The organism is Streptomyces sp. NPDC005799 (genome assembly GCF_040630525.1).
In the GTDB taxonomy this organism is placed as follows: Bacteria; Actinomycetota; Actinomycetes; order Streptomycetales; family Streptomycetaceae; genus Streptomyces; species Streptomyces griseorubiginosus_B.
This window is the reverse complement of the sequence record NZ_JBEXXQ010000141.1, coordinates 1-5,555: the sequence shown is the minus strand read 5'-3', so window position 1 is coordinate 5,555 and position 5,555 is coordinate 1. Positions and strand designations below refer to the sequence as shown.

At 67.6% G+C, this 5,555-nt stretch carries 5 protein-coding genes and 2 pseudogenes; 4 read left to right on the top strand and 3 right to left on the bottom strand.

The annotated features are described in order from the left end of the window. Positions 1-186 precede the first annotated feature (186 nt). Positions 187-1,218, bottom strand: a pseudogene (locus ABZ453_RS50310) (ISL3 family transposase); the annotation flags it as partial. Positions 1,219-1,365: 147 nt separating this feature from the next. On the opposite strand from ABZ453_RS50310, the gene ABZ453_RS50305 reads away from it, so the two are divergent. Continuing rightward, complete coding sequence (locus ABZ453_RS50305; protein ID WP_359026683.1) at positions 1,366-2,361, top strand: site-specific integrase; 996 nt, start codon at positions 1,366-1,368, stop codon at positions 2,359-2,361. 235 nt (positions 2,362-2,596) lie between these two features. Here ABZ453_RS50305 and ABZ453_RS50300 read toward each other — a convergent pair whose 3' ends face one another. After that, positions 2,597-2,785, bottom strand: coding sequence for a hypothetical protein (locus ABZ453_RS50300; RefSeq protein ID WP_359026681.1), 189 nt, complete (start codon positions 2,783-2,785; stop codon positions 2,597-2,599). Between the two features lie 254 nt (positions 2,786-3,039). On the opposite strand from ABZ453_RS50300, the gene ABZ453_RS50295 reads away from it, so the two are divergent. From ABZ453_RS50295 to ABZ453_RS50285, 3 genes and pseudogenes are all read left to right on the top strand, one after another. Continuing rightward, complete coding sequence (locus ABZ453_RS50295; protein ID WP_359026679.1) at positions 3,040-3,381, top strand: hypothetical protein; 342 nt, start codon at positions 3,040-3,042, stop codon at positions 3,379-3,381. Positions 3,382-3,435: 54 nt separating this feature from the next. Further along, positions 3,436-3,642: pseudogene (locus ABZ453_RS50290) on the top strand (transposase family protein); the annotation flags it as partial. Positions 3,643-3,893: 251 nt separating this feature from the next. Next, on the top strand, positions 3,894-5,132 hold the full coding sequence (locus ABZ453_RS50285) for an IS110 family transposase (protein WP_359026677.1): 1,239 nt from the start codon (positions 3,894-3,896) through the stop codon (positions 5,130-5,132). 36 nt (positions 5,133-5,168) lie between these two features. Here the strand turns inward: ABZ453_RS50285 and ABZ453_RS50280 are convergent, their stop codons facing one another. Further along, entirely contained in the window at positions 5,169-5,501 is a 333-nt protein-coding gene (locus ABZ453_RS50280; protein ID WP_359026675.1) for a hypothetical protein, read from the bottom strand. Positions 5,502-5,555 lie beyond the last annotated feature (54 nt).

The following is a 5,555-nucleotide window of genomic DNA, read 5'->3' as shown; positions in this document are numbered from 1 at the left end:
TCGCACCAGCCCTGTCCGGCAGAACGGAAGAAGGATCTGCCACACACCAGCCTCCCGACTAAACAACCCAGAACTAAGCAGCGACACGCTACTAGGTGTTCTTCCCGTGACTTTCAGTTACCACTGAATGTGAGGCAGGGCCGTTCGCGGCTCTGGCCCGTAGTCGGTGGTGACGCCGAGTGGTGGTCAGGGCAGAAGGATGCGGTGGCGGAGGAGGTCGAATCCGGCACGTCCGTGCATCTGCCTCATGATCCTCTTGGTGCGGGTGTTGACGCCTTCGGTGCGACCGTTGTGATAGGGCAAGGTGAGGCCGGCGTTCACGGCTGACCGGTCGATTTCGAGACCGTTGGTGAAGCTGCGCAGGTGAGGCAGGTCGATGGCCCGGGCGGCCGTGATCCACGCGGTGAGTTTCACGTCGTTGCCCTCGGCTGGTTTCAGCAGGGTGGCGAAGCCGCGTACGAGATCGGCGAGTGCGGTCATCTCCGGGCAGGCCGCAGCGATCTTCTCCAGCAGGGTCGTTTCCTTCGGGCGCAGGTTTTCGGGGTCGGTGAGCAGGAGGCGGCTGGCGTGACGTGGGGTGGTGACGGGGCGGTCGCCTTCGGCGCGGCCCTGGTTGAGGTAGCGGACCAGCAAGTTGGCGCTGCCGGTGTAGCCCAACTCCCGGATCTCTTCGAGAAGGTGGGTGACCGGGACGGCGGGATCTTTGGCACGGCGCTGGCGCAGGTGCTCGCGGTAGGGGTCGACAAGGGTGGGCCGGTAGGCGGGGGCGATGCGCAGGGCCTGGGGTTCGGGCATGCGGGCGTAGCGTTTGACGGTGTTAGGGGCCAGGCCCAGGCGGCGGGAGCAGTCGAGCAGGCCGACGCCCTGGCCGAGGAGATCATGGATCTTGTTCCAGCGTTCGCGTGTGGTCTGCTCGCGTACTCCGCCGGGGCGGGGCGGGTTGATGGTGGCCCAGCATCCGGCGTGGGCGCGGACTTCGAGCTGGACTTTGTCGCAGAGATTTCGCCAGAGGTGCCATCGGTCGCTGACCTGCACCGCGTCGGGCAGGGCTCGGCGGACGGCCTCGGCATAGGTGGCTGAGCCGTCCCGGCACACGATCTCGACACCAGGATGTGTCCGCAGCCAGGACTCCAGGGTGGCCGCCTCGCGGTCGGGCAGGACCGCGACGCGCCGGCCGGTCTCGGCATCCGTGATATGCGACATCCCGCGGGTTCCCCTGAGCCCCGCTGGGTCCCTGGCCCCGTGGCCAGGGGGTTCTTCCTCCTTCGGGCGCTCTGTGGTTCGGTGACGTAACTTCGGGATTCTTGAAGCGTTCTCATCTTGTCCGGCCGAGCCTCGGCCTGGTCGAAGACGAGGGGGCTCGGGTTGGCGTCGCTGGCGGTCGTACGGGACCTGCGTGAACATCGGGCACCGGCCTCGGCCGAGGAACTGACGCGGTTCGAGACCGACGTGTTGGCCGGGTTCGTGCTGGCGCGGGCGTCCGCTGGCCTGGCGGACAGCACCATCCGCGGCGACGTCGGCAACCTGGAACAGGTGCGGACCTGGTTCGGCCGACCGCTGTGGGACATGGAACCGAAGGACGCAGATGCCTACTTCGGCAAGGTACTGCGGGGTTCGCCCAGCGGGACTCGTCTGGCCCGGTCCCAGGCCCTGACCACGTACTTCGCGTTCCTGGAATTGCGGCACAAGATCGAGATCCACCAGATGACCGGCCGAGTGGTCGAGTGCCCGATCGACGAGATGAACCGGCCGCGCGGGAGCAAGGACGCTCAGCTTCGGATTCCGCCGAACACCGGCGAAGTCGCCGCGTTGTTCACCGGCTGGGGCGGCGAGTTGGCGACGTGCCGCAAGTTCGGTCCCACAGCCCGCAATTACGCGGCCGCCAAGCTGATGGCCGAGGTCGGACTGCGGGTCAACGAGGCCCGAAGCCTCGACCTGGACGACATCAAGTGGGATCTCGGAAGATTCGGCAAACTGCATGTCCGCTATGGCAAGGGCTCGCGGGGCTCAGGCCCACGCGAGCGCATGGTGCCCTTGATCAACAACGCGGGGCGGACACTACGGTGGTTCATCGAGGACGTCTGGGGCCAGTTCGGCGGCGACCACACCCGCCCCGGCGCCCCGCTCTTCCCCTCCGAGCGCAAGAGCGCGGACGGGTCACCGCGACGCGTTGGCGACGATGCCCTCCGGTCCGGCCTCGCCGATGCAGCGGCAGCCCATCTGCCGGGCTGGGCAGACAAGTTGACCCCGCACGTCCTTCGGCACTTCTGCGCGTCCGAGCTGTACTTGAACGGCCTGGATCTCATCTCGATCCAGGAAGTCTTGGGCCATTCGTGGATGGGTGCGGCTCGTTTCGAGTGAAGCTCGTGATCAAGGGGTGGAGGCGTCGAGTCTCCTGGAACACCCCGAAAATCCAGCGTGGGCGGTGTGACCTGCGGTTACTGTGCTGCTGTGATTCCGACTGACACCGAAATAGGTGACTTGCTCGCACCTGCCGCTTCGACTCGTCGAACGGGTCCAGCAGGATGTCCGGCTGCCCCCTCTGCCGAAGTTCGTGTCGCCTGCGAGCGCCCGGCCCGAGCACGGCCGCTTCGACTCAGACCCGGACGAGGTCGCCGACCTGCATGCTCCGGACTTCGTCGACAAGGTCAACGCGGGCTGGCACCGCATGGCCACGGAGTACGGGCTCCTCGACGGCAAGCGCGAGTGCCTCCTCGCAGTCGGCCGCGCAAGCCTCGGGGAAGACACAGACGATGAGCCCTACGAGGTGTGGCTCCGGGTCCAACTACTCGAGATTGGGACCTGGTGGGGAGTGAGGTGGACTTGTTGCGGAGCGGCTTCGCGACCCTCTTCACTGAGCGTTTCGTTCCAGAGTTCACGATGGCATCCCTGGACGGCCGGATGATGATGCAAACCACGGTGTGGGGTGACGCCACGCTCAGCACCATCGTCATCCGCCCGTAGCCGTCGCCCTCTTGGACAGCCACTCCCGCTCCGGTCTGCTCGTCTCTACCGTGGTAGCGGGGAGAGGAGCAGTGGATGGGCTCGCTGTTCGAGGAGTTGGAAGCCCGCGAGTCGGCTGCCCGGACGCGGGTGGAGGAGCTCGAAGCCGAGCTCGCCGAGGTGTCCGTGCGGCTGAGCGCGGCCCGGGAGGGTCTGGAACGGCTGCGGATCGCCCGGGAGACGGTCGCCGAAGTGCTGGCGGACATGACCTCGGAGAAACCGGGGGTCGCGGTCGATACCGACGGGTCGACCGCGGGTGAGCCGGTGGCGTCGGCATATGCGGGGGCCGCGCGGCAGGTCGTCGGGTGTCGGCGTACACCTGAACGTGGCCCCGGCAAGATTTCCGTGAAGCTGGAGTGTGCCACCGTGCGCCGGTGACGCTCCGTCACGGGCGAGGGCACTGTCGGTGAGTGTGATGACCTCTTACCGATCATGTCTCCGCACCTTGATGCGGTGCGGGTGGAACGAGTGTGGGTGGTGGGCGGTGTGGTCCGCATCAGCGCCTGCACTCGCGAGGTGACGGTGGCGTGTCCGGACTGCGGTCGTGGTTCTGCGCGGGTGCACAGTCGCTATGGCCGTACGCTGGCCGATGTCGCCGTCGGTGGGCGCCCGGTGCTGATCGGGCTGTCGGTGCGGCGGCGGCATTGGGGTTAGTAATCCGAGCCCCTGGCGGGGCCACCCTGAGCGGGTGAAAATCGGGTGCGTGGCCGTCCGGCGGACGTCGACCGCCAATGGCGTGATCGAACCCGAGGGTTAGTAGGACGCTGGGGGTCCATCGACAGGCACCCAGAAGTGTTGCCTCGAGCACGCGTATTAGAGTCTTCCGCCTGCCGGACCCCTGCCGGGCGGTCGCGTGCTCGCGGCTGTCGTCGGGAGGGGGTGCCGGGGCAATGGACGTGCTGCACGAACGCTGTGCGGGGATCGACATCAGCAAGGCGGACGTGAAGGTCACGATCCGTGTGCCCGGCGCCGGCAAGCGCCGGCGCAAGGAGACCCGCACCTTCTCCACCATGACCCGGGACCTGCTCGCGATGCGGGACTGGCTCCTGTCCGAGGGCGTCACCCTGGTCGGGATGGAGGCCACCGGCATCTACTGGAAGCCCGTGTTCTACCTGCTGGAGCACGACATCGAGTGCTGGCTGCTCAACGCCCGGCACATGAAGGCCGTGCCCGGCCGCAAGACCGACGTCAAGGACGCCGAGTGGATCGCCGAGCTGGTCGAACACGGCCTGGTGCGCCCCTCGTTCGTGCTCCCCGAGTCGATCCGGCAGCTGCGGGATCTGACCCGCTACCGCACCGAGGTCGTCCGCGAACGCACCAGGGAAGCCCAGCGGCTGGAGAAGCTCCTGGAGGATGCCGGGATCAAGCTGTCGTCCGTGGTCTCCGACATCCTCGGCGTGTCCGGCCGGGCCATGCTGGAGGCGCTCGTCTCCGGCCTGCGCGATCCCCAGGCCCTGGCCGAGATGGCCCGGGGCAGCATGCGCGGCAAACGCGCCGTCCTCATCGAGGCGCTGACCGGCCGTTTCGGCGATCACCACGCCTTCCTCGCCCGCACGATGCTGGACCGGATCGACGCCTGCACGGCCACTGAGGCCCGGCTGACCGAGCGAATCGAGGAGCAAGTTGCGCGCTTTCGCCGCCAGCTCGACCTTCTGGCCACGATCCCCGGCGTGAGCCCGCGCACCGCTCCGGTCATCCTGGCCGAGACCGGCGCGGACATGAGCCGGTTCGGCAGCGCGGAACACCTGGCCTCCTGGGCCGGGGTCTGCCCCGGCAACCACGAGTCCGCCGGCAGACAGCACACCGGCAAGACCCGTCACGGCAACCCGTGGCTGAAGGCCGTCCTGGGCCAGACCGCGGTCTCCGCCGCCGGAACCAAGAACACCTACCTCGCCGCCCGCTACCGACGCCTGGCCGCCCGACGCGGCAAGAAGCGCGCCCTGGTCGCCGTCGAACACTCCGTCCTGATCGCGATGTGGCACATGCTCGTCCACGATGTGGAGTACGCCGACCTCGGCGGCCAGTACTTCCTGGAACGCACCGGCCGCGCCCGGCAGACCCGACGCCTGGTGAGCCAGCTCAACCAGCTTGGCTACCAAGTCACCCTCCAGACAGTTGAGGCCGCCTGAGCTGCGGCAACGGACATCAGATCGGGGATTTTCGTATTAGGGCAACGGGTTGGCGCCCTCGATGACCTGCCATCCGGAGGCCAGGGTGCCCGTCATGAGGTGCTGCACGCCTTCTCCTCGGAGCGTCACGAAGGCGGTGAGGCCTGTGTCGAGTTCCGTCACTCGGTGCCCGTAGACGACGGCCTGTGTCAGTGTCAGGTCGAGTGCTTGTACTGAACCGCGGAGGCAGTTGAAGCGGGCACCGCGACGGACTGGTCCACGCAGGCAGCGCACATTGACAGTGGCCTGTTCGAGGGACACGACGATGACCCGGGCGATCTGCAGTTCTACGCTGCTACGACAGGTGCCAGGGTCGGGGATCTCGCTCACGCAGCTGCCCCCTCTCGCTCGACCAGGACGCCGTTCTTGAACCGGGCACCCGCG

Coding starts and splice junctions, on each gene's coding strand:
- ABZ453_RS50295 (WP_359026679.1), top strand. CDS start 3,040: ATGGGCTCGCTGTTCGAGGAGTTGGAAGCCCGCGAGTCGGCTGCCCGG.
- ABZ453_RS50285 (WP_359026677.1), top strand. CDS start 3,894: ATGGACGTGCTGCACGAACGCTGTGCGGGGATCGACATCAGCAAGGCG.